Origin of the sequence: Enterobacter sp. ENT03 (assembly GCF_019218745.1) — a bacterium.
Taxonomy (GTDB): Bacteria; Pseudomonadota; Gammaproteobacteria; order Enterobacterales; family Enterobacteriaceae; genus Enterobacter_D.
Genome location: NZ_JAHUXA010000018.1, coordinates 40,266 through 63,107 on the forward strand (window position 1 = coordinate 40,266; position 22,842 = coordinate 63,107).

Genomic DNA, 22,842 nt, shown 5'->3' on the forward strand with positions numbered 1-22,842 from the left:
CGATGGATTCGCAACGCAATCTTCTTGTCATCGCTTTGTTGTTCGTGTCTTTCATGATCTGGCAAGCCTGGGAGCAGGATAAAAATCCTCAGCCTCAGACGCAGCAGACCACGCAGACTACGACCACCGCAGCGGGTAGTGCCGCAGACCAGGGCGTACCAGCCAGTGGCCAGGGAAAACTGATTACTGTTAAGACCGATGTGCTGTCTCTTACCATCAACACCCGTGGTGGTGATATTGAACAAGCGCAGCTGTTAGGTTATCCGAAAGAACTGGGCTCCTCCGAGCCGTTCCAGTTGCTGGAAACCACCCCGGAGTTTATCTATCAGGCGCAGAGCGGTCTGACCGGTCGCGACGGCCCGGATAATCCGGCTAACGGCGCACGTCCGCTGTATAACGTCACCAGTGACGCGTTTGTGCTGGCGGATGGCCAGAACGAACTGGCGATCCCGATGACCTTCACCGATGCGGCAGGTAACACCTTCACCAAAACCTTCACCCTGAAACGCGGTGATTATGCGGTGAACGTCGGTTATAACGTGCAGAACAGCAGCGCGAAACCGCTGGAAGTGGCACCTTTCGGTCAGCTGAAGCAATCCATCAATCTGCCAGCCCATCGTGACACCGGAAGCAGCAACTTTGCGCTGCATACCTTCCGTGGTGCGGCGTACTCGACGCCAGATGAGAAGTACGAAAAATACAAATTCGATACCATTGCTGACAACGAGAACCTGAACGTCACCGCAAACGGCGGCTGGGTAGCGATGCTGCAACAGTACTTCGCAACCGCGTGGATCCCGCGTAACGACGTGGCCAACAATTTCTATACCAACAACCTGGGCAACGGCATTGCCGCAATCGGCTATAAGTCTGCACCGGTTCTGGTACAGCCGGGTCAAACCGGTGCGCTGAGCAGCACTCTGTGGGTGGGTCCGGAAATTCAGGACAAAATGGCCGCTGTTGCGCCGCACCTTGACCTGACTGTGGATTACGGCTGGTTGTGGTTCATCTCGCAGCCGCTGTTCAAACTGCTGAAATGGATCCATAGCTTCCTGGGTAACTGGGGCTTCTCCATCATTGTTATTACCTTTATCGTTCGTGGCATCATGTACCCGCTGACCAAAGCGCAGTACACCTCCATGGCGAAGATGCGTATGCTGCAGCCTAAAATTCAGGCTATGCGTGAGCGTCTGGGCGATGACAAGCAGCGTCAGAGCCAGGAAATGATGGCGCTGTACAAAGCTGAGAAGGTTAACCCGCTGGGCGGCTGCTTCCCGCTGCTGATCCAGATGCCAATCTTCCTGGCGCTGTACTATATGCTGATGGGCTCTATTGAACTGCGTCATGCGCCGTTCGCCCTGTGGATCCATGACCTGTCCGCACAAGACCCGTACTACATTCTGCCGATCCTGATGGGCGTGACGATGTTCTTCATTCAGAAGATGTCGCCAACGACCGTTACCGATCCGATGCAGCAGAAAATCATGACCTTTATGCCGGTCATCTTTACGGTGTTCTTCCTGTGGTTCCCGTCTGGTCTGGTGCTGTACTATATCGTCAGCAACCTGGTGACCATTCTGCAGCAGCAGCTGATTTACCGTGGTCTGGAGAAACGTGGCCTGCATAGCCGCGAGAAGAAAAGCTCCTGATCCTAAGCTGTAGGCCGGGTTAGCGTAGCGCCACCCGGCAAAAGGAAAGTACAGAGAGGGCGGTCAAATGACCGCCTTTTTTATTTTTTTTAACGAGATAAATCATGAGCCATAACGACACTATCGTTGCTCAGGCCACCCCCCCTGGACGCGGTGGCGTGGGCATTCTGCGCATCTCTGGCCTGAAAGCGCGAGAGGTTGCGGATGTTGTGCTGGGTAAACTACCCAAACCGCGTTACGCCGATTACCTGCCGTTTAAAGATGCTGACGGCAGCGCGCTGGATCAGGGTATCGCACTGTGGTTCCCCGGCCCGAACTCCTTTACCGGTGAAGACGTGCTGGAGCTTCAGGGGCATGGCGGGCCGGTGATTCTCGATCTGCTGTTAAAACGCATCCTGAAGATCCCCGGTGTGCGTATTGCGCGGCCAGGCGAATTCTCTGAACGCGCGTTCCTGAACGATAAGCTGGATTTAGCCCAGGCCGAGGCCATCGCCGATCTGATCGACGCCAGTTCAGAACAGGCGGCCCGTTCGGCGCTGAACTCGTTGCAGGGCGCGTTTTCCGCGCGCGTTAATCATCTGGTGGAAGCACTCACTCACTTACGCATTTACGTTGAAGCGGCCATCGACTTCCCGGATGAAGAAATTGATTTTCTCTCTGACGGCAAAATCGAAGCGCAGCTCAACGAGGTCATTGGCGATCTGGATGCCGTTCGTGCGGAAGCGCGTCAGGGCAGCCTGCTGCGTGAAGGCATGAAAGTGGTGATCGCGGGCCGTCCAAACGCCGGTAAATCAAGCCTGCTCAACGCGCTGGCCGGGCGTGAGGCGGCGATTGTCACCGACATCGCGGGTACCACGCGCGATGTGCTGCGCGAGCATATTCATATCGACGGCATGCCGCTGCATATCATTGATACCGCCGGGCTGCGCGAAGCCAGCGATGAAGTCGAGCGTATTGGTATTGAGCGCGCCTGGCAGGAGATCGAACAGGCCGACCGGGTGCTGTTTATGGTAGATGGCACCACCACCAGCGCGGTTGACCCGGCAGAGATCTGGCCCGATTTTATCGCCCGTCTGCCGGCAAAATTGCCCATTACGGTAGTACGTAATAAAGCCGATATCACTGGCGAGACGCTGGGCATCAGCGATGTGAATGGTCACTCACTTGTACGCCTGTCGGCGCGAACCGGCGAAGGTGTCGACGTGCTGCGCCATCATCTTAAAGCCAGTATGGGCTTTGATACGCGTATGGAAGGCGGTTTTATGGCGCGTCGTCGTCATTTGCAGGCACTGGAGCTGGCGGCTGACCATCTGCAACAGGGTAAAGCGCAACTGCTCGGCGCATGGGCAGGCGAATTGCTGGCAGAAGAGCTGCGGCTGGCGCAACTGGCGTTAAGCGAGATCACCGGCGAGTTCACGTCCGACGATCTGTTAGGCCGGATCTTCTCCAGTTTTTGCATTGGCAAGTGATCGTTTTAAAATAAACGTTGCACCTCACTACGGATCTGTGCGTTAATAGCCTCATTGGTTTGACGCACAGACCTTTAAAGCAGTTAGTAAAGTAGTCCTCCAGAAGTTATCCAAAGATACCCTTCGTCGTGAGCTTCTCTTAATCGCTTCAAAAATTCTGTCAAGCACACCATCACGCCGTAAGGCACTAATTCAATATCAAAGGTAATTTCTATGTCTGCTAAAATGACTGGTCTGGTAAAATGGTTCAACGCTGATAAAGGTTTCGGCTTCATCACTCCTGACGATGGCTCTAAAGACGTGTTCGTACACTTCTCTGCTATCCAGAATGAAGGCTACAAATCTCTGGACGAAGGTCAGAAAGTGTCCTTCACCATCGAAAGCGGCGCTAAAGGCCCGGCAGCTGGTAACGTTGTAAGCCTGTAAGCTTCCTCGTTCTAAGCACAGTATTTTAAAACCCGCCTCTGGCGGGTTTTTTCGTTTTTATGTGCTGCTGTTAAAGGAAATGTAAAATTCCGGCACAGTGGTTCAAATCCCCTTTTTTCCTTTATCAAACCTGCGCACAATACAGGCCATTAGCTTTCCTCGTTGTCTGACACTTCAGACCATTATCACGGAGCGAAAAATGGCAACACACTTTGCAAGAGGGATACTGACTGATGGTCATCTTACCTCAACGAGGCTACCTTCCGCCTGCCACCACGCCGCACGACAACTTCCGGAACATCAACGTCACCGCTTTCTGGCCTCCCGGGCATTACTCGCCGAACTCATGTTTATGCTTTACGGCATTAGCGAACTGCCGGACATCGTGAACCAGCCAAACGGTCGTCCCGTCTTTTTTGATATGCAGTTACCGCATTTCTCCCTTGCCTATGCCGGGAACATGGTTGGTGTGGCGATCACCACCGAGGGCATTTGTGGGCTGGATATGGAGCTACAGCGTACAACCCGCGGTCTGCACAACCCCCTGGCACAAGAGCGGCAGATCTTCAGCAACAACGAAAAACTGTGGATCAGTAACCAGAGCGATCCGAATGAAGCCCAGACGCAGCTCATCACGTTGCGTCAGAGCGTGCTAAAGATGACCAGCCAGACGCAGGACTCACCAGAGCTATTACAGCTGCTGCCGGGTTCAGGTCGTTTACGGGCGGCGCTGGCAGCCCCTGTGGAAGCGTTGTGTGATGCGGAGGATGTGCTGATCTGGTCGGTGGCCGTTTCGCCGGCGATGGAAACGCTGCGGATCTGGGCGTTCGACAGTAAAAGCGGCTGGAGTAGCCTGCCGGATATTCAACAGCGGGCGAATGCCCCTGCGGCGCGACTGATGCGATTTAGCAGTTTATCTGCCTGAGCATGGATCTGCCCTCACCCCGGCCATTTTGCCAGGATGAGGGAGCAAAGATTAGTGCGCGTCGATAAACGCAATCTTCAGCACAAACAGCAGCGCGACAATCACCACGCAAGGGCTGAGTTCGCGCAGGCGACCGGTACCGATTTTCATCACGCAGTAAGAGATAAAGCCCAGCGCGATGCCTTCGGTGATCGAGAAGCTGAACGGCATCATGACTGCGGTGATAAATGCCGGTACCGCTTCGGTCAGGTCATCCCACTTCACACGCGCTAAACTGGACGTCATCAGCACGCCCACGTAAATCAGCGCGCCAGCAGCAGCGTACGGCGGCACCATCTTAGCCAGCGGCGAAAGAAAAATCACCAGCAGGAACAATACACCCACCACCACCGCAGTCAGACCAGTACGGCCACCAACGGAGACGCCGGAAGAAGATTCAATGTACGCGGTTACGGACGAGGTGCCGATAAACGAGCCTGCCACCGACGAGATACTGTCCACGTACAGCGCCTGCTTCATGCGCGGGAATTTGCCTTTTTCGTCTGCCAGACCCGCTTTGTCCGTCACGCCAATCAGCGTACCGGAGGAGTCGAACAGGTTTACCAGCATGAACGAGAAGATCACGCCCGCGAGGCCCAGATTAAACGAACCGGCTAAATCGACATGGCCAACCACACTGGTCACGCTCGGCGGCACAGAGACGATACCGTTATACTCCACGTCCCCCAGAATCCACGCCAGCAGCGTGGTCACCACGATAGAGACCAGCACTGCCGCGTGAATATTACGCGAGGCGAGAATGGCGATAATAAAGAAGCCCAGCACGCCCAGCAGTACGCTGTGTGAGGACAGATTACCAATGGTGACAAGGGTTTCCGGATTCGCCACGATCACGCCGGCGTTTTTCAGACCCATCATCCCGATGAATAAACCGATACCGCTGGTAATACCCACGCGCAGGCTGACCGGGATATTCGCAATCATCCAGTAACGCACGCGGAAAATCGTCAACAGCAACAAGCCAACCGCACCCCAGAAAATCGCGCCCATACCGATTTGCCACGGCAGACCCATAGCGCCCACCACCACAAAAGCAAAGAAGGCATTCAGCCCCATCGCCGGTGCCAGCGCAACGGGCAGGTTAGCGAACATCCCCATCAGAATGCTGCCAAGCGCTGCAATCAGACAGGTGGTCACGAACACCGCGCTGGTATCCATGCCAGCGGCACCCAAAATTTGTGGGTTAACAAAAACGATGTAAACCATCGTCAGGAAGGTGGTGAACCCGGCGATCACTTCGGTGCGTGCCGTTGTGCCGTGTTCACGCAGTTTAAACACGCGGTCGAGCAACCCCTGGCCAGCTGGCTGGGTGGTGTGTTGTTGGCTCATTATCAATTTCCAAACATGGGAGGGAAAAATCCGTCGCTATCCTATACCAAAATGCGACAATGGTGATGGGTATCACCCATTTTTTTTCATTGAATTTGCTTATACGGCAACGATTGCGTGGCGTAATCTGCGCCAAGTAATCGTTAAAATTGCATTAAAACAGGAAACGGCATGTCCCAAATTGACGCGGTATTTTTCGACTGTGACGGCACGCTGGTCGACAGTGAAGTGATTTGTTCCCGGGCTTATGTCCATATGTTCCAGGAATTTGGCATTACGCTTGATCTTGAAGAGGTGTTTAAGCGCTTTAAAGGCGTGAAGCTCTACGAGATTATCGACATTATTAACGCCGAAAACGGCGTGGATCTGGCGAAAGCCGATCTCGAACCTGTCTACCGCGCCGAGGTCGCACGTCTGTTCGACAGCGAACTGGAGGTGATCGCGGGTGCAAATGCGTTACTGGATGCGATGGCCGTGCCGATGTGCGTGGTCTCTAACGGGCCGGTGAGCAAAATGAACCATTCGCTGGGTAAGCTGGGAATGCTGCACCACTTCCCGGATTTGCTGTTCAGCGGCTACGACATTCAGCGCTGGAAACCCGATCCGGCACTGATGTTCCACGCCGCGAAAGCCATGAATGTCGATCCAACGAAATGTATTCTGGTGGATGATTCCTCCGCCGGGGCGCAGGCAGGTATCGCGGCGGGCATGGAAGTGTTCTACTTCTGCGCCGATCCGCATAACCAGCCGCTTGACCACCCGAAGGTGACGACCTTTACCGAACTGGCGCAGCTACCGGAATTATGGAAGGCGCGCGGGTGGAATATTACGCGGTAATTTTTACCCCTCACCCCGGCCCTCTTCCACTGGGAGAGGGAGAAAGGCGGGATTGTGCTCGATCAGTTCCCTCTCCCTGGGGAGAGGGTTAGGGTGAGGGGGCACTAACTCACTCTTTCGGATCTTTCCCGGCGAGCAGTTTGTCCAGCTCGTCGCCGCCCACGTGGCGGAAATCCTGGCCTTTCACGAAATAGAAAATGTATTCGCAAATGTTCTGGCAGCGGTCACCGATACGCTCAATAGAGCGCGCGCAGAACAGCGCCGTCAGTACGCTTGGGATAGTGCGCGGATCTTCCATCATGTAGGTCATCAGCTGACGCACAATGCCTTCATATTCCTGATCCACTTTCTTGTCTTCGCGGTAAATACGGATCGCTTCATCCAGATCCATGCGCGCGAACGCATCCAGCACATCGTGCAGCATCTGCACCGTGTGACGGCCAAGTGACTCCAGGCTTACCAGTAACGGCTGGTGTTGCTGAGAGAACTTCTCCAGCGCCGTGCGGCAAATTTTGTCAGCCACGTCGCCAATACGCTCCAGCTCAGCGATGGTTTTGATGATCGCCATCACCAGACGCAGATCGCTGGCGGTCGGCTGACGCTTGGCGATGATGCGCACACAGGCTTCATCGATAGCGACTTCCATCATATTGACCTGCTGGTCGCCAGCCACAACGCGCTTAGCCAGCTCGCTGTCCTGATTATGCATGGCGGTGATAGCGTCAGAGAGCTGCTGCTCCACCATGCCACCCATGGTCATGACCTGCGTGCGAATACTTTCCAGCTCGGCGTTAAACTGGCCGGAAATGTGTTTATTGAGGTTAAGGTTATCCATAGCGTGCTCCTGAATCAGCCGTAGCGACCCGTAATGTAATCTTCAGTTTGTTTCTTAGCCGGCTTGGTAAACAGATCGTCGGTATTGCTGAACTCAATAAGCTCGCCAAGGTACATAAACGCCGTGTGATCGGAGCAACGCGCAGCCTGCTGCATGTTGTGGGTCACGATGACGACGGTGTAATCCTGTTTTAATTCGGTGATCAGCTCTTCAATACGGCCGGTAGAGATCGGATCCAGCGCCGAGCAAGGCTCATCCAGCAACAGCACTTCCGGGCGAATGGCGATGCCGCGGGCGATACATAAACGCTGCTGCTGACCACCGGAGAGCGAATAACCGCTCTGATGCAGTTTATCTTTGGTTTCGTTCCACAATGCGGCCTTGGTGAGCGCCCACTGGACGCGCTCGTCCATATCTGTGCGGGAGAGCTTTTCAAACAGGCGCACGCCAAACGCGATGTTGTCGTAAATCGACATCGGGAACGGCGTCGGCTTCTGGAATACCATGCCAACTTTGGCACGCAGCAGCGCGATGTCCTGGGTATTGGTGAGAATGTTGTCACCATCCAGCAGGATTTCGCCTTCTGCACGCTGCTCAGGATAGAGCGAGTACATTTTGTTAAAGGTACGCAGCAGGGTGGATTTGCCACAGCCTGACGGGCCGATAAACGCCGTCACCTGGTTTTTGGCAATATCCAGACTGATGTTTTTCAGGGCATGGAATTTCCCGTAATAGAAGTTCAAATCACGAACCTGGATCTTACCGGATGCAGTATCAACCATACTCATTTTACTCTTTCCTCATTCGACACGGCCGGGGGCCATGCCGCTAAAAATTAACCGTGTTTCTTCTTCGAGAAGATCACGCGCGCCAGAATGTTCAGCAACAGTACGCACAGGGTGATAATCAGCACGCCTGCCCAGGCCAGTTCCTGCCACTCTGCAAACGGGCTCATGGCAAATTTGAAAATCGTCACCGGCAGGTTAGCGATAGGCTGCATCATGTCCGTGCTCCAGAACTGGTTGGAGAGCGCAGTAAACAGCAGCGGTGCGGTTTCACCCGCGATACGCGCAATGGCCAGCAGAATGCCGGTCAGGATCCCGGAAACAGACGCTTTTAACGTGATGGAGGAGATCATCTTCCATTTCGGCGTGCCCAGCGCATAAGCCGCTTCACGCAGGCTGTCCGGCACCAGTTTGAGCATGTTCTCAGTGGTACGGATAACAATCGGCACCTGCAGCAGCGCCAGCGCAATCACGCCCGCCCAGCCAGAGAAGTGTTCCATTTGCGCCACCACAATGGTGTAAACGAACAGGCCAACCACAATTGACGGCGCGGAGAGCAGAATATCGTTAATAAAACGAATCACTTCTGACAGCCAGGATTTACGGCCATACTCCGCCAGATAAATGCCGGCCATAATGCCCAGCGGCGTCCCGACCGCGGTAGCCCAGAAAATCAACAGACCGCTGCCCGCCAGGGCGTTCGCCAGGCCACCACCTGCCGTATTAGGCGGCGGCGTCATTTCGGTGAATAACGCCAGCGACATGCCATCAATACCGCGCGTCACCGTGGAAAACAGGATCCACACCAGCCAGAAAAGACCGAATGCCATGGTCGCCATCGACAGCGTCAGCGCGACACGGTTCTTAAAACGGCGTCGCGCCTGCATCTTGCGACGTGATTCCGCCAGCGCGGTGACGTTTTGCATTTCGAGCGTTGCCATTATCGCGCCCCCTCGTTTTTCGCCAGGCGCATGATCATGATTTTAGAAATCGCCAGCACGATAAAGGTGATCACAAACAGGATCAGGCCCAGTTCCATCAGCGCCGATACATGCAGCCCGGATTCGGCTTCCGCAAATTCGTTCGCCAGCGCAGAGGTAATGCTGTTGCCCGGCATGTACAGCGAGGCGCTGTCGAGCTGGTAGGTATTACCGATGATAAAAGTCACCGCCATGGTTTCACCGAGTGCGCGACCAAGACCGAGCATCACGCCGCCGATTACGCCATTTTTGGTGAACGGCAAAACAATGCGCCAGATAACTTCCCAGGTCGTACAGCCAATGCCGTATGCCGACTCTTTCATCATCACCGGCGTTTGTTCGAACACGTCGCGCATCACGGAGGCAATGTACGGAATGATCATGATGGCGAGGATCACCCCGGCCGCCAGAATACCGATACCGAAGGCCGGGCCGGAGAACAGCGCGCCCACAAACGGGATGTTCGACAGCACGTTGCCGACCGGCTCCTGAAAATATTTCGCAAACAAGGGCGCGAAAATGAACAGCCCCCACATGCCGTAAACAATACTAGGGATAGCCGCCAGCAGTTCAATGGCGATACCCAGCGGGCGACGCAGCCAGCCTGGCGCCAGTTCAGTCAGAAACAGAGCAATGCCGAAACTTACCGGAACGGCGATCAGCAGTGCGATAAATGAGGTTACCAGCGTGCCGTAAATGGGCACTAACGCCCCGTACACATCGTTCGGCGCGTCCCAGTCTTTGGTCCACAGGAAAGAGAAACCAAACTTCTGGATGCTTGGCCAGGAGGAGATAATAAGCGACACAATAATGCCGCCCAGCAGCAATAGCACAATCAGCGCAGCCAGTTTTACCAGTGCGCTGAAGATCATGTCGGCTTGTTTACCCGGTGGGTTAAAAGCGGGCTTAGTTGCAGCCATAGGTCACTCTTTTAGTTGAACTCTGTTTTGAACGATGCCCGGTAGCGATGCCGCGTACCGGGCCTACAAAAAAGCATGTTAGCGGATTTTTGTAGGGCGGATAAGCGAAAGCGCCATCCGCCATCATTAACTACTTTGATTAGTACAGTGCTTTACCGCTGCTGTCTTTCACGTTGGTTTTCCATGCAGCACGGATCTGCTCAACCACGTTGTCTGGCAGGGTGGCGTAATCCAGGTCATTCGCCTGTTTAGCACCATCTTTGTAAGCCCAGTCAAAGAACTTCAGCACTTCAGCGCCCTGCTCAGGTTTCTTCTGCTCTTTGTGGATCAGAATGAAGGTGGTGGAGGTAATCGGCCACGCGTCATCGCCTTTCTGGTTCGTCAGGTCCTGAGCGAAGGTTTTGCTCCAGTCCACGCCTTTAGCGGCGTTAGAGAAGCTTTCTTCGGTCGGGGATACCGGTTTGCCATCCGCGGACACCAGTTTGGTGTAGGCGAGGTTGTTCTGTTTCGCGTAAGCGTATTCAACATAGCCAATCGAGCCAGGCAGACGTTGCACGAAAGCAGCGATGCCGTCGTTACCTTTACCGCCCAGACCAGTCGGCCAGTTTACGGTGGAGCCTGCGCCAATTTTAGATTTCCACTCTTCGTTCACTTTCGCCAGGTAGCTGGTGAATACGAAAGAGGTGCCTGAACCATCAGCACGACGAACAACAGCGATGTTCTGAGCAGGCAGCTTCAGGCCTGGGTTGAGTTTCGCAATCGCGGCGTCATCCCATTTTTTGATTTTACCGAGGTAAATATCGCCCAGTGTTTTACCGTCCAGCACCAGCTCGCCGGATTTCACACCCTGCAGGTTAACCGCCAGAACCACGCCACCAATAACGGTCGGGAACTGGAAGAGGCCTTCCTGAGCCAGTTTTTCATCAGACAGCGGAGCATCAGACGCGCCGAAATCAACGGTGTTCGCAGTAATTTGCTTCACGCCGCCGGAGGAGCCGATACCCTGGTAGTTTACTTTGCTACCGGTGGCTTTCTGATAAGTATCAGCCCATTTGGCATACACCGGTGCCGGGAAGGTTGCACCCGCGCCAGTCAGGCTTGCTGCCGCGTTAACAGCAAAAGCGCTCAGAGATAAGGTCGCAGCGACAACAGTGGCGACAGTGGTACGCATGGCTTTCATAATGACTCCTGCAAGATTTCGTAAATCGTTGTTTGAGTAGCTCCGGTATGCAAAATAGGACAAACAGGTGACAGTAAAATGTATGAAATATGACAGTTTTATGACAGACCTTATATTCTCGGTGCCATTCTAAATAATTATCTATAAATCAAAAAGTTGCGAAGTTAATGAGGGAATTATTGCGGGAATATTTTCTTTTTATTACAGGATAAAAAGTAGCTGAAGGTGAGGGATTGTTATAAAGAAAGACGGGAAATTTTGATTAAAAACAAAACAAATGAAGAAACGCCCCGGCCATGCAGGGGCGTTTAAGGGATTACTCGACGGTAACGGATTTCGCCAGGTTACGCGGCTGGTCAACGTCAGTGCCTTTGATCAGCGCAACGTGATAGGCCAGCAACTGCAGCGGTACCGTGTAGAAGATCGGTGCAATCACATCTTCCACGTGTGGCATTTCGATAATGTGCATATTTTCGCTGCTGTTGAAACCGGCATCACGATCGGCGAAGACGTACAGCTGGCCGCCACGGGCGCGCACTTCTTCGATGTTGGATTTCAGTTTTTCCAGCAGTTCGTTGTTCGGCGCCACGACGATAACCGGCATATCGGCATCAATCAGTGCCAGCGGGCCGTGTTTCAGCTCGCCTGCGGCGTAGGCTTCCGCATGAATATAAGAGATCTCTTTGAGCTTCAGCGCCCCTTCCAGCGCGATCGGATACTGATCGCCACGACCCAGGAACAGCGCGTGATGCTTGTCAGAGAAATCTTCTGCCAGCGCTTCAATACGTTTGTCCTGTGACAGCATCTGCTCGATACGGCTCGGCAGCGCCTGCAGACCATGCACAATGTCATGCTCAATGGACGCATCCATACCTTTCAGACGGCTTAACTTCGCCACCAGCATCAGCAGTACCGTTAACTGGGTGGTGAACGCTTTGGTAGAGGCAACGCCGATTTCAGTCCCGGCATTGGTCATCATCGCCAGATCGGATTCACGTACCAGCGAGGAGCCAGGCACGTTGCAGATCGCCAGCGAACCGAGGTAACCCAGCTCTTTCGACAAGCGCAGCGCGGCCAGCGTATCCGCCGTTTCACCGGACTGAGACAGGGTGATCATCAGGCTATTACGACGCACCGCGGATTTGCGGTAACGGAACTCAGACGCGATCTCCACATCACAAGGCACGCCAGCCAGGGATTCAAACCAGTAGCGTGACACCATACCGGAGTTGTACGAGGTGCCGCAGGCCACAATCTGGATATGCTCAACCTTTGACAGCATGTCATTGGCATTCGCGCCCAGCTCGCTTAAATCCACTTCGCCGTGGCTGATACGCCCGGTCAGGGTGTTTTTAATGGCGTTCGGCTGCTCGAAAATCTCTTTTTGCATGTAGTGGCGATAGATACCTTTATCACCCGCGTCATATTGCAGATTGGATTCGATTTCCGGACGCTCAACTTCGTGGCCTGATTTGTCGAATACCGTCACGCTGCGGCGCGTCACTTCTGCAATATCACCTTCTTCCAGGTAGATAAAGCGACGGGTTACCGGCAGCAGGGCTAACTGATCGGACGCGATAAAGTTTTCGCCCATGCCGAGGCCGATCACCAGCGGGCTGCCTGAGCGGGCGGCCAGCAGGGTATCCGGATGACGGGTATCCATGATCACCGTACCGTAGGCACCGCGCAGCTGAGGGATCGCGCGCAGTACCGCATCACGCAGCGTACCGCCCTGTTTCATCTCCCAGTGAACGAGGTGAGCAATCACTTCGGTATCGGTTTCGGAAACAAAGACGTAGCCACGCGCTTGCAGCAATTCACGCAGCGGCTCATGGTTCTCAATAATACCGTTATGGACCACCACAATGTGTTCAGACACATGTGGGTGCGCATTCCCTTCAGAGGGTTCGCCGTGCGTTGCCCAGCGTGTATGTGCAATCCCCGTACCGCCATGAAGCGGATGTTCTTCCGCAGCCTGAGACAGCATCTGAACTTTACCCAAACGACGCAGACGGGTCATGTGCCCTTCGTTATCGACGACGGCCAGACCCGCAGAGTCATACCCACGATATTCCAGACGACGTAAGCCTTCGAGAAGGATTTCAGCAATATCACGCTGCGCGACTGCGCCAACAATTCCACACATAGTTAATTTCCTGATAATAATGCGTTGTCGCTGACCTGTTTTTGCCCGTATCGGGCGCCCCGAGCCTTGTAGAGAGTGGGGTTATTTTTATAGTTACTGCTGGTGGGCGGGGGCAATCATTGTTGTTGCCCCTCATCCGAATCCTCTCCCGCAGGAGAGGAGGAAAATCAAATCTTCTTCTTCACCGGACGTTTCCAGCCCTTGATATGGGTCTGTCGTACACGGCTGATGACCAGCTCATTTTCAGCGATGTCATTGGTGACCGTGGTGCCCGCGCCGATACTTGCACCGCTCGCCACCGTTACCGGCGCCACCAGCTGTGTATCGGAGCCGACAAATACGTCATCGCCAATAATGGTTTTATGCTTATTGGCACCATCGTAGTTGCACGTGATAGTGCCTGCGCCGATGTTCACGTTGTCGCCAATTTCCGCATCGCCCAGGTAAGTAAGGTGACCCGCTTTCGAGCCTTTACCCAGACGCGCTTTTTTCATTTCGACAAAGTTGCCCACGTGCGCGCCTTCCAGCAGCTCGGCACCTGGACGCAAACGCGCGAACGGACCGATGGTGCAGGCGGCGGCCAGTTCAGCGTCTTCGACCACGCTGTAAGGGCTGATTTCGCAGTCGTCGCCGATCACACTGTTTTTGATCACGCAGCCTGCGCCGATCTTGACGCGATGCCCCAGGGTCACATTGCCCTCAAGGATAACGTTAGTATCGATTTCCACATCGCGCCCGTGGGTCAGGGAGCCGCGTAAATCGAAACGCGCCGGATCGCGCAGCATGACGCCTGCCAGCAGCAGTTTTTCCGCCTGTTCGGCCTGATAGACGCGCTCCAGACGGGACAGTTGCAGGCGGTTGTTAACGCCTTCTACTTCGCTCAGGCGTTCCGGATGAACAGCGGCGATCTCGTGTCCTTCCTGATAAGCCAGCGAGATAATATCAGTGATGTAGTATTCGCCCTGCGCATTGTTGTTAGTCAGTTTCGCCAGCCAGCGCTTCATGTCTGCGCCGTTAGCGATCAGAATACCGGTATTAATTTCCTGAATCTGACGCTGTTCATCGGTGGCATCTTTGTGCTCAACGATGCCGGTCACCTTGCCGTTCTCGCGGGTGATACGGCCATAACCAGTCGGATCGCTGAGATTCACGGTCAGTAAGCCAATGCCGTTCTGCGGTTTCGCGTCACGCAGACGTTGCAGGGTGGCGACCGAAATCAGCGGCACATCGCCATAGAGCATCAGAATATCTTCATCATCGGCGAAATAGGGGGCGGCCATCTGCATGGCGTGGCCTGTGCCCAACTGTTCAGCCTGCAGCACCCAGTTCAGCTTATCGTCACGCAACCTCTGCTTAAGCAGTTCGCCGCCGTGACCGTATACCAGATGGACACGGTCTGCACCCAGTTCATTCGCGGCATCAATGACATGCTGGACCATCGCTTTCCCTGCAAGGGTATGCAGCACTTTTGGAAGATCGGAATACATGCGGGTCCCTTTACCAGCGGCAAGGATGACCACACTCATAGCATTGTTCAACATACGCGTCCTGACTGTAATTTGAGGGTGAATTTTTACTTTTTCACATTGAAAATACTACATTTTTTTCGCCGTGAATTGGGTAGCAGATAAACTGCCCACAGCGAGGTAATAACCACCTGTTGCGCCCCCTTTTCCGGTCATCATAATGCCATTGGTCTAAAAAAATGAACATATTGCTTACTGTAAAGTTGTTATCTCGATGTTTTACTTATTTTTTCGGAGAATGAATAAAGAAAACACAGCCAGACGGGCAGCAGTAGAGGTGAGTATAGGGGAGTAAAGCAGAGCGCGAAGCGGTACGAATGGGGGATATTTTTGCTGGATTATTAAAAACATAAAGGCCGCCTGAGGCGACCTTTATTGATGTCCGATCACGCCACCAGCTGTTGTCGTTTTAATGGGCGGCACTACGTGATTACAGATTAAAAGTACCAAAAGAAACGTTCATGTTATTAAAAAAAGCGATAATTTTGTTAATCAGTTTCATGATGCTTTCCCGACTGTTGAATTTATTTATGTGACTTACTTCACAAAACTAAGTCTACACCTCAACTTTTAACCGATCAACATTTTTGTGACTCAACTCACAAAAAATAAGAAACATCATTTCATTTGTCGCATCCGTTCCATTCGGGCATAAAAAAAGCCAGCCTGGGAACCAGACTGGCTTTGTACTTTTCAAGCCGGTGTTACATCGCTTTTTTGGTCAACTCGATAACACGCAGTTTCGCGATCGCTTTGGCCAGCTCCGCAGACGCCTGAGCGTAATCCACGTCGCCATGAGAGCTCTTAATGTGCTCTTCTGCTTTACGTTTCGCTTCCAGAGCTCGCGCTTCGTCGAGATCCTGGCCACGAATAGCAGTATCAGCGAGAACGGTCACGCTGCCAGGCTGCACTTCAATAATGCCGCCGGACAGGTAGATAAACTCTTCATGACCGAACTGTTTAACGATGCGGATCATACCAGGCTTAATGGCGGTGAGCAGCGGGGCGTGACCCGGGAAAATACCCAGTTCACCTTCACTACCCGTTACCTGGATTTTTTCGACAGTACCCGAGAACATTTGTTGCTCGGCGCTGACGACGTCCAGGTGGTAAGTCATTGCCATATCACCCTCCGATTAAGGCGTTAAAGTTTTTTGGCTTTTTCCACGGCTTCGTCGATGGAACCAACCATGTAGAACGCCTGCTCTGGCAGGTGATCGTATTCGCCTTCCATGATGCCTTTAAAGCCACGGATGGTGTCTTTCAGGGAGACGTATTTGCCCGGAGAACCGGTAAATACTTCTGCCACGAAGAACGGCTGGGACAGGAAGCGCTGGATCTTACGTGCGCGAGCTACCACCAGTTTGTCTTCTTCAGACAGCTCATCCATACCCAGGATGGCGATGATGTCTTTCAGTTCCTGGTAACGTTGCAGCAGGGACTGTACGCCACGCGCGGTGTCGTAGTGTTCCTGACCAACTACCAGTGGATCCAGCTGACGGCTGGTGGAATCCAGCGGGTCAACGGCCGGGTAGATACCCAGAGACGCGATCTGACGGCTCAGTACCACGGTTGCGTCTAAGTGCGCAAAGGTGGTGGCTGGTGACGGGTCAGTCAAGTCATCCGCAGGTACGTATACCGCCTGAACGGAGGTGATAGAACCGGTTTTGGTGGAGGTGATACGTTCCTGCAGCACACCCATCTCTTCTGCCAGGGTCGGCTGATAGCCTACCGCAGAAGGCATACGGCCCAGCAGTGCGGATACTTCCGTACCGGCCAGGGTATAACGATAGATGTTATCAACGAACAGCAGAACGTCACGACCTTCGTCACGGAACTTCTCAGCCATGGTCAGGCCGGTCAGCGCAACGCGCAGACGGTTTCCCGGTGGCTCGTTCATCTGACCGTAAACCAGGGATACTTTGTCCAGAACGTTGGAGTCAGTCATTTCGTGGTAGAAGTCGTTACCCTCACGAGTACGTTCACCCACGCCCGCAAACACGGAATAACCGGAGTGCTCGATCGCGATGTTACGGATCAGCTCCATCATGTTTACGGTTTTACCTACACCCGCACCACCGAACAGACCGACTTTACCGCCCTTAGCGAACGGACACATCAGGTCGATAACCTTGATGCCGGTTTCCAGCAGTTCCTGCGAACTGGACAGCTCTTCGTAGCTTGGTGCTGCGCGGTGGATCGCCCAACGCTCTTCTTCACCGATGTCGCCTTTCATGTCGATTGGTTGACCCAATACGTTCATGATACGACCCAGTGTTGCTTTACCTACCGGTACTTCAATCGGGTGCTGAAGGTCTTTAACTTCCAGACCACGACGCAGACCGTCAGAAGAACCCATGGCGATAGTACGCACGATACCACCACCGAGCTGCTGCTGAACTTCCAGCACCAGGCTCTCATTACCATTTTGTACCTCAAGAGCATCGTACACACGCGGTACGGCATCCTGAGGGAATTCGACGTCAACCACGGCGCCGATTACCTGGACAATTTTTCCAGTAGCCATCTTGAATCCTCTACGAATTAACCTGGTTATACCGCGGATGCACCACCGACGATTTCGGTGAGTTCCTGAGTAATGCTGGCCTGACGAGCTTTGTTGTATACCAACTGCAGCTCTTTAATCAGGCTGCCGCCATTGTCGGTCGCGGCTTTCATCGCCACCATACGTGCGGCCTGCTCGCTGGCCAGGTTTTCTACCACGCCCTGATAAACCTGCGACTCAACGTAACGGCGCAGCAGGGTATCCAGCAGCGGTTTCGGATCGGGTTCATACAGGTAATCCCAGGCTTTGTGCTTCAGCTCATCATCTTCTGATGCCGGTAACGGCAGCAGCTGAGTGAGGGTCGGAACCTGAGACATGGTGTTAATAAATTTGTTGCTGACAATATACAGCCTGTCCAGACGGCCTTCATCGTAGGCCTGCAACATCACTTTTACCGGGCCGATCAGTTCGGACAGGGACGGGTTGTCACCCATACCGGTCACCTGGGCGACAATGTTGCCCCCTACGGAATTGAAGAAAGAAACGCCTTTAGAGCCGATCATCGCGATGTCGCTCTGAACGCCTTTATCAGACCAAACCTTCATTTCCGCCAGCAGCTTTTTGAACAGGTTAATGTTCAAGCCACCGCACAGACCACGGTCGGTAGACACCACCAGGTAGCCCACGCGCTTAACGTCGCGTTCTTCCAGGTAAGGGTGCTTATATTCCAGATTGCCGTTCGCAAGGTGACCAATCACTTTGCGCATGGTATCTGCATAAGGACGGCTGGCCGCCATTCTGTCCTGCGATTTACGCATTTTGGAAGCGGCGACCATCTCCATCGCTTTAGTGATCTTCTGCGTGTTCTGGACGCTTGCGATCTTACTACGTATCTCTTTTGCGCCGGCCATGAGCTTCTCCTCAATGCCTTGCGGTCTGCCCTAAGACAGACCGCCGGACGTTACCAGGACTGGGTTGCTTTGAAGGAATCGAGGATGCTTTTCAGCTTGCCTTCGATTTCGTCGTTATAGCCACCGGACTGGTTGATCTCTTGCATCAGCGGAGCGTGGTCACGGTCAACGTAAGCCAGCAGCGCGGCTTCGAAGCTACCGATTTTCGCCAGTTCCACATCTTCGAGGTAACCGCGTTCAGCCGCGAACAGCACCAGGCCCTGTTGTGCAACAGACATTGGGGCATACTGTTTCTGTTTCAGCAGCTCGGTCACTTTCTGACCATGGCTCAACTGCTTACGGGTAGCTTCATCCAGATCGGATGCGAACTGAGAGAACGCAGCCAGTTCACGATACTGTGCCAGCGCGGTACGAATACCACCGGACAGTTTCTTGATGATCTTGGTCTGAGCAGCACCACCAACACGGGATACGGAGATACCCGGGTTAACCGCCGGACGAATACCGGAGTTAAACAGGTTGGTTTCCAGGAAGATCTGACCATCGGTAATAGAAATTACGTTGGTCGGAACGAACGCAGAAACGTCACCCGCCTGGGTTTCAATGATCGGCAGCGCGGTCAGGGAGCCGGTTTTACCTTTCACTTCACCTTTGGTGAAGTTCTCAACGTATTCCGCGTTTACGCGGGATGCGCGCTCCAGCAGACGGGAGTGGAGGTAAAACACGTCGCCTGGGAATGCTTCACGTCCTGGCGGACGGCGCAGCAGCAGGGAAACCTGACGGTATGCAACAGCCTGCTTGGACAGGTCATCATAAACGATCAGCGCATCTTCACCGCGGTCACGGAAGTATTCGCCCATTGCGCAACCCGCATACGGTGCCAGGTATTGCAGTGCAGCAGATTCAGAAGCGGTAGCAACTACAACGATAGTGTTGGACAGCGCACCGTGCTCTTCCAGTTTGCGCACCACGTTAGAAATGGTGGAGGCTTTCTGGCCGATTGCTACGTAAACGCATTTGATGCCGGAGTCACGCTGGTTGATGATCGCATCGATAGCCATCGCGGTTTTACCGGTCTGACGGTCGCCGATGATCAGCTCACGCTGACCACGACCGATTGGGATCATGGCATCAACGGATTTATAACCGGTCTGTACCGGCTGATCGACGGACTGACGATCGATTACGCCCGGTGCGATAACTTCGATTGGCGAGAAGCCATCGTTATCAACCGGACCTTTACCGTCGATTGGCGCACCCAGGGTGTTCACCACACGGCCCAGCAGGCCACGGCCTACCGGTACTTCAAGAATACGGCCAGTACATTTAACCTTCATGCCTTCGGCGAGGTCAGCATACGGCCCCATCACAACTGCACCTACGGAGTCGCGCTCCAGGTTCAGTGCGATAGCGTAACGGTTACCCGGCAGGGAGATCATTTCACCCTGCATACAATCGGCCAGGCCGTGGATGCGGATAACACCGTCACTTACAGAAACAATAGTACCTTCGTTATGAGCTTCGCTCACAACACTGAACTGAGCAATGCGCTGCTTGATCAGTTCGCTGATTTCGGTGGAATTCAGTTGCATGCTCCAGTCCCCTTAAGACTGCAAGACGTCTGCGAGGCGTTGTAGACGGCCGCGTACGCTGCCATCAATGACCATATCACCCGACTGGATGATTACGCCCGCCAATACAGACTTATCGATATTGCAATTCAGCTTAACTTTGCGTGACAGACGTTTTTCCATCGCGGCAGTAATCTTCGCAAGCTGTTCTTCACTCAGTTCGGTCGCCGAGGTTACTTCAACTTCAGCGGTAGCTTCACTAAGGGCACGTAAGTGCTCGAACTGCTCAAGAACATCCGGGAGCACTCTCAGACGACCATTTTCAGCCATTACCTTAATCAGGTTCTGGCCGTTGGTATCAAGTTGCTCGCCGCAAACGGCGATGAACGACGCAGCGAGGGTTTCCGGTGCCAGTGCACCTGAAAGCATCTCTGCCATATGTTCGTTTTTCGTTACCTCAGCGGCAAACGCCAGCATGTTCTGCCAGCGATCGACACTTTGGGTTTCGACAGCAAAGTCAAAAGCTGCTTTGGCGTAGGGGCGAGCTACCGTAACAAATTCAGACATCAGCCCCTCCCTCCTTACAGTTCAGCGACAAGTTTGTCCACGATGTCGCTGTTAGCAGCTTCATCCACGGAACGTTCGATGATCTTCTCGGCGCCAGCAACAGCCAGGATAGCAACTTGCTTACGCAGTTCCTCACGAGCACGTTTACGCTCAGCATCAATTTCTGCCTGAGCCTGTGCAACGATTTTGGTACGTTCCTGTTCTGCTTCGGTTTTAGCTTCGTCCAGGATCTGAGCGCGACGTTTGTTCGCCTGCTCAATAATTACCTGGGCTTCCGCTTTCGCCTTTTTCAGCTGGTCGGTCGCATTGGCCTGTGCAAGGTCCAAATCCTTTTTAGCTCGTTCTGCAGAAGCGAGGCCGTCAGCGATTTCTTTTTGACGTTTCTCAATGGCAGCGATCAACGGCGGCCATACATACTTCATACAGAACAGAACGAACAGGACAAACGCGATGGCCTGGCCGAGGATTGTTGCGTTAAGATTCACAGCACAATGCCTCTTATCTGGTTAACGTTCTAAAAATTGCTTAATCAAGCAACGCTTACTACGCGACAGCAAACATCACGTACAGACCCAGACCTACAGCGATCATCGGGATTGCATCCACCAGACCCATAACGATAAAGAACTGAGTACGCAGCAGAGGGATCAGATCCGGTTGACGCGCTGCGCCTTCCAGGAATTTGCCCCCGAGGATGCCGATACCGATCGCAGCACCGATTGCCGCCAGACCCATCATCACAGCGGCAGCCATGTACAGCAGATCCATATTCAGGTTTTCCATGACAGTCTCCAGTTTGTTTCAGTTAGAACGTAGTAGTGTTGGTAAAATCAATGCTCTTCAGATGCCATCGACAGATAGACAATCGTCAGAACCATGAAAATGAAGGCTTGCAGCGTAATGATCAGGATGTGGAAAATGGCCCATGGCACATTCAGGATCCACTGTGACCACCATGGCAGAAGTCCTGCAATCAGAATGAAGATCAACTCACCGGCATACATGTTGCCGAACAGTCGCAGACCGAGTGATACCGGTTTAGACAGCAGGCTTACCCCTTCAAGGATTAAGTTGACAGGAATAAATGCCCAGTGATTGAACGGCTGCAGCGTCAACTCTTTCGTGAAGCCGCCAATGCCTTTCATTTTGATGCTGTAGAACAGGATGAGGATAAATACGCCCAGCGCCATCGACAGGGTGATGTTCACGTCAGCAGACGGAACCACACGCAGAGCCGGCAGGCCAAACACATGCTCGCCGATATACGGCAGCAGGTCGATAGGCAGTAAGTCCATCAGGTTCATGAGGAATACCCAGACGAAAATCGTCAGGGCCAGCGGAGCAATCAGCTTGCTCTTGCCGTGATACATGTCTTTCACGCTGCCATTGACGAAGCCAATGACCAGCTCGATCGCCGTCTGGAATTTTCCCGGTACGCCGCTGGTTGCTTTTTTGGCAACGCTACGGAACATCACGAGGAACAACAGACCCAGAAGCACCGAGAAGAACATGGAGTCGATGTTAAGCGTCCAGAAAGTGGCTGGGGGGTTATGCGGATCCACCAGCGAAAAGGTACGCAGGTCAATCTGAAGGTTATTCAGATGGTGGCCTATGTACTCCTGCGGTGTTGAGATTTCTCCTGCAGACATGATGCCTCTTACCCTTTGTTGTTAATTACAGCGGGTGCCAGTATCTGTACAACCAGCACCGAAACCCACGTGACGATCAGCGGTAAAAAGACCGCCTTCAAAACCGCCAGCGCCACCACCAGTAGGGTAAAGGTCGCCAACACCTTGAACACTTCCCCTAAGGCGAAGGACCAGGCCATGCGGCCTTTAGCAGGTGTATGCGCCTGATGACGCCAGGCAAAAATCATAAACAACATATTTGGCAGTAATACTGCCAGCCCACCGCATAACGCGGAGACGCCCCAGAAGGGGTCTTTCAGGCAAAATAGCAATGCACTCGCTATCACTGCCAGGAACTGAATGAACAGAAGCTTACGAGCAACGTTTCGACTCAAGAGCGACAAAGACATCACGTTTTTTACTCCTGCCCCCAACGAGGTATGTCGCGTGTCGTATAAAACGTTCTTTAAGGCTGAGAGTCAAGCATCAAAAAGCGAGCAAATTATACGGTGCGGACTCGTGATTTCAAACAATAAGTAGCGAAAAGGTGAATAAATGTTTAAATAAATTTCTCGACGGCTCTTTTTCCACT

Annotated in this window: 22 protein-coding genes; 5 read left to right on the forward strand and 17 right to left on the reverse strand. The window is 53.4% G+C overall.

Annotated elements, in window-relative coordinates:
• Positions 1-2: 2 nt before the first annotated feature.
• From yidC to KW828_RS18135, 4 genes are all read left to right on the forward strand, one after another.
• Entirely contained in the window at positions 3-1,649 is a 1,647-nt protein-coding gene (gene yidC / locus KW828_RS18120; protein ID WP_088221262.1) for a membrane protein insertase YidC, read from the forward strand.
• 104 nt (positions 1,650-1,753) lie between these two features.
• Entirely contained in the window at positions 1,754-3,118 is a 1,365-nt protein-coding gene (gene mnmE / locus KW828_RS18125; protein WP_218337688.1) for a tRNA uridine-5-carboxymethylaminomethyl(34) synthesis GTPase MnmE, read from the forward strand.
• 213 nt (positions 3,119-3,331) lie between these two features.
• Positions 3,332-3,544 (forward strand): RNA chaperone/antiterminator CspA, encoded by a 213-nt coding sequence (cspA, locus tag KW828_RS18130; RefSeq protein WP_014168131.1) that lies wholly within the window; start codon positions 3,332-3,334, stop codon positions 3,542-3,544.
• Between the two features lie 199 nt (positions 3,545-3,743).
• The gene (locus KW828_RS18135) at positions 3,744-4,469 is read left to right on the forward strand and encodes a 4'-phosphopantetheinyl transferase superfamily protein (RefSeq protein WP_218337689.1); all 726 of its coding nucleotides are present in this window, start codon (positions 3,744-3,746) and stop codon (positions 4,467-4,469) included.
• A 51-nt stretch (positions 4,470-4,520) separates the two neighbouring features.
• Here the strand turns inward: KW828_RS18135 and KW828_RS18140 are convergent, their stop codons facing one another.
• Positions 4,521-5,858, reverse strand: a complete 1,338-nt coding sequence (locus KW828_RS18140) for an NCS2 family permease (protein WP_218337690.1) — start codon at positions 5,856-5,858, stop codon at positions 4,521-4,523.
• A 171-nt stretch (positions 5,859-6,029) separates the two neighbouring features.
• On the opposite strand from KW828_RS18140, the gene yieH reads away from it, so the two are divergent.
• On the forward strand, positions 6,030-6,695 hold the full coding sequence (yieH, locus tag KW828_RS18145) for a 6-phosphogluconate phosphatase (protein ID WP_218337691.1): 666 nt from the start codon (positions 6,030-6,032) through the stop codon (positions 6,693-6,695).
• A gap of 109 nt (positions 6,696-6,804) precedes the next feature.
• Here yieH and phoU read toward each other — a convergent pair whose 3' ends face one another.
• From phoU to atpI, 16 genes are all read right to left on the reverse strand, one after another.
• Positions 6,805-7,530, reverse strand: a complete 726-nt coding sequence (gene phoU, locus KW828_RS18150; protein ID WP_218337692.1) for a phosphate signaling complex protein PhoU — start codon at positions 7,528-7,530, stop codon at positions 6,805-6,807.
• 14 nt (positions 7,531-7,544) lie between these two features.
• Positions 7,545-8,318: a phosphate ABC transporter ATP-binding protein PstB gene (gene pstB, locus KW828_RS18155; RefSeq protein WP_088221266.1), complete on the reverse strand. Its 774-nt coding sequence runs from the start codon at positions 8,316-8,318 to the stop codon at positions 7,545-7,547.
• A gap of 47 nt (positions 8,319-8,365) precedes the next feature.
• Positions 8,366-9,256: a phosphate ABC transporter permease PstA gene (gene pstA, locus KW828_RS18160; protein WP_088221267.1), complete on the reverse strand. Its 891-nt coding sequence runs from the start codon at positions 9,254-9,256 to the stop codon at positions 8,366-8,368.
• Positions 9,256-10,215 carry a phosphate ABC transporter permease PstC gene (pstC, locus tag KW828_RS18165; RefSeq protein WP_218337693.1) on the reverse strand — a complete coding sequence of 320 codons (960 nt, stop codon included), beginning with the start codon at positions 10,213-10,215 and terminating at the stop codon, positions 9,256-9,258. The genes pstA and pstC overlap by 1 nt, the downstream gene beginning before the upstream one ends.
• A gap of 139 nt (positions 10,216-10,354) precedes the next feature.
• Positions 10,355-11,395, reverse strand: coding sequence for a phosphate ABC transporter substrate-binding protein PstS (pstS, locus tag KW828_RS18170; protein ID WP_218337694.1), 1,041 nt, complete (start codon positions 11,393-11,395; stop codon positions 10,355-10,357).
• 316 nt (positions 11,396-11,711) lie between these two features.
• Entirely contained in the window at positions 11,712-13,541 is a 1,830-nt protein-coding gene (glmS, locus tag KW828_RS18175) for a glutamine--fructose-6-phosphate transaminase (isomerizing) (protein WP_218337695.1), read from the reverse strand.
• 167 nt (positions 13,542-13,708) lie between these two features.
• Positions 13,709-15,082, reverse strand: coding sequence for a bifunctional UDP-N-acetylglucosamine diphosphorylase/glucosamine-1-phosphate N-acetyltransferase GlmU (glmU, locus tag KW828_RS18180; protein ID WP_218337696.1), 1,374 nt, complete (start codon positions 15,080-15,082; stop codon positions 13,709-13,711).
• Positions 15,083-15,771: 689 nt separating this feature from the next.
• Positions 15,772-16,191 carry a F0F1 ATP synthase subunit epsilon gene (locus KW828_RS18185; protein WP_088221272.1) on the reverse strand — a complete coding sequence of 140 codons (420 nt, stop codon included), beginning with the start codon at positions 16,189-16,191 and terminating at the stop codon, positions 15,772-15,774.
• 20 nt (positions 16,192-16,211) lie between these two features.
• Positions 16,212-17,594 carry a F0F1 ATP synthase subunit beta gene (gene atpD, locus KW828_RS18190; protein ID WP_088221273.1) on the reverse strand — a complete coding sequence of 461 codons (1,383 nt, stop codon included), beginning with the start codon at positions 17,592-17,594 and terminating at the stop codon, positions 16,212-16,214.
• 26 nt (positions 17,595-17,620) lie between these two features.
• On the reverse strand, positions 17,621-18,484 hold the full coding sequence (gene atpG, locus KW828_RS18195; RefSeq protein WP_088221274.1) for a F0F1 ATP synthase subunit gamma: 864 nt from the start codon (positions 18,482-18,484) through the stop codon (positions 17,621-17,623).
• 50 nt (positions 18,485-18,534) lie between these two features.
• Entirely contained in the window at positions 18,535-20,076 is a 1,542-nt protein-coding gene (gene atpA, locus KW828_RS18200; protein WP_064324193.1) for a F0F1 ATP synthase subunit alpha, read from the reverse strand.
• Between the two features lie 12 nt (positions 20,077-20,088).
• Complete coding sequence (gene atpH / locus KW828_RS18205; protein ID WP_088221276.1) at positions 20,089-20,622, reverse strand: F0F1 ATP synthase subunit delta; 534 nt, start codon at positions 20,620-20,622, stop codon at positions 20,089-20,091.
• Between the two features lie 14 nt (positions 20,623-20,636).
• Positions 20,637-21,107, reverse strand: coding sequence for a F0F1 ATP synthase subunit B (gene atpF, locus KW828_RS18210; RefSeq protein ID WP_072570872.1), 471 nt, complete (start codon positions 21,105-21,107; stop codon positions 20,637-20,639).
• 58 nt (positions 21,108-21,165) lie between these two features.
• Positions 21,166-21,405 carry a F0F1 ATP synthase subunit C gene (gene atpE, locus KW828_RS18215; RefSeq protein ID WP_000429386.1) on the reverse strand — a complete coding sequence of 80 codons (240 nt, stop codon included), beginning with the start codon at positions 21,403-21,405 and terminating at the stop codon, positions 21,166-21,168.
• A gap of 47 nt (positions 21,406-21,452) precedes the next feature.
• Positions 21,453-22,271 carry a F0F1 ATP synthase subunit A gene (gene atpB / locus KW828_RS18220; protein ID WP_072570870.1) on the reverse strand — a complete coding sequence of 273 codons (819 nt, stop codon included), beginning with the start codon at positions 22,269-22,271 and terminating at the stop codon, positions 21,453-21,455.
• An 8-nt stretch (positions 22,272-22,279) separates the two neighbouring features.
• Positions 22,280-22,660 carry a F0F1 ATP synthase subunit I gene (gene atpI / locus KW828_RS18225; RefSeq protein ID WP_218337697.1) on the reverse strand — a complete coding sequence of 127 codons (381 nt, stop codon included), beginning with the start codon at positions 22,658-22,660 and terminating at the stop codon, positions 22,280-22,282.
• Positions 22,661-22,842 lie beyond the last annotated feature (182 nt).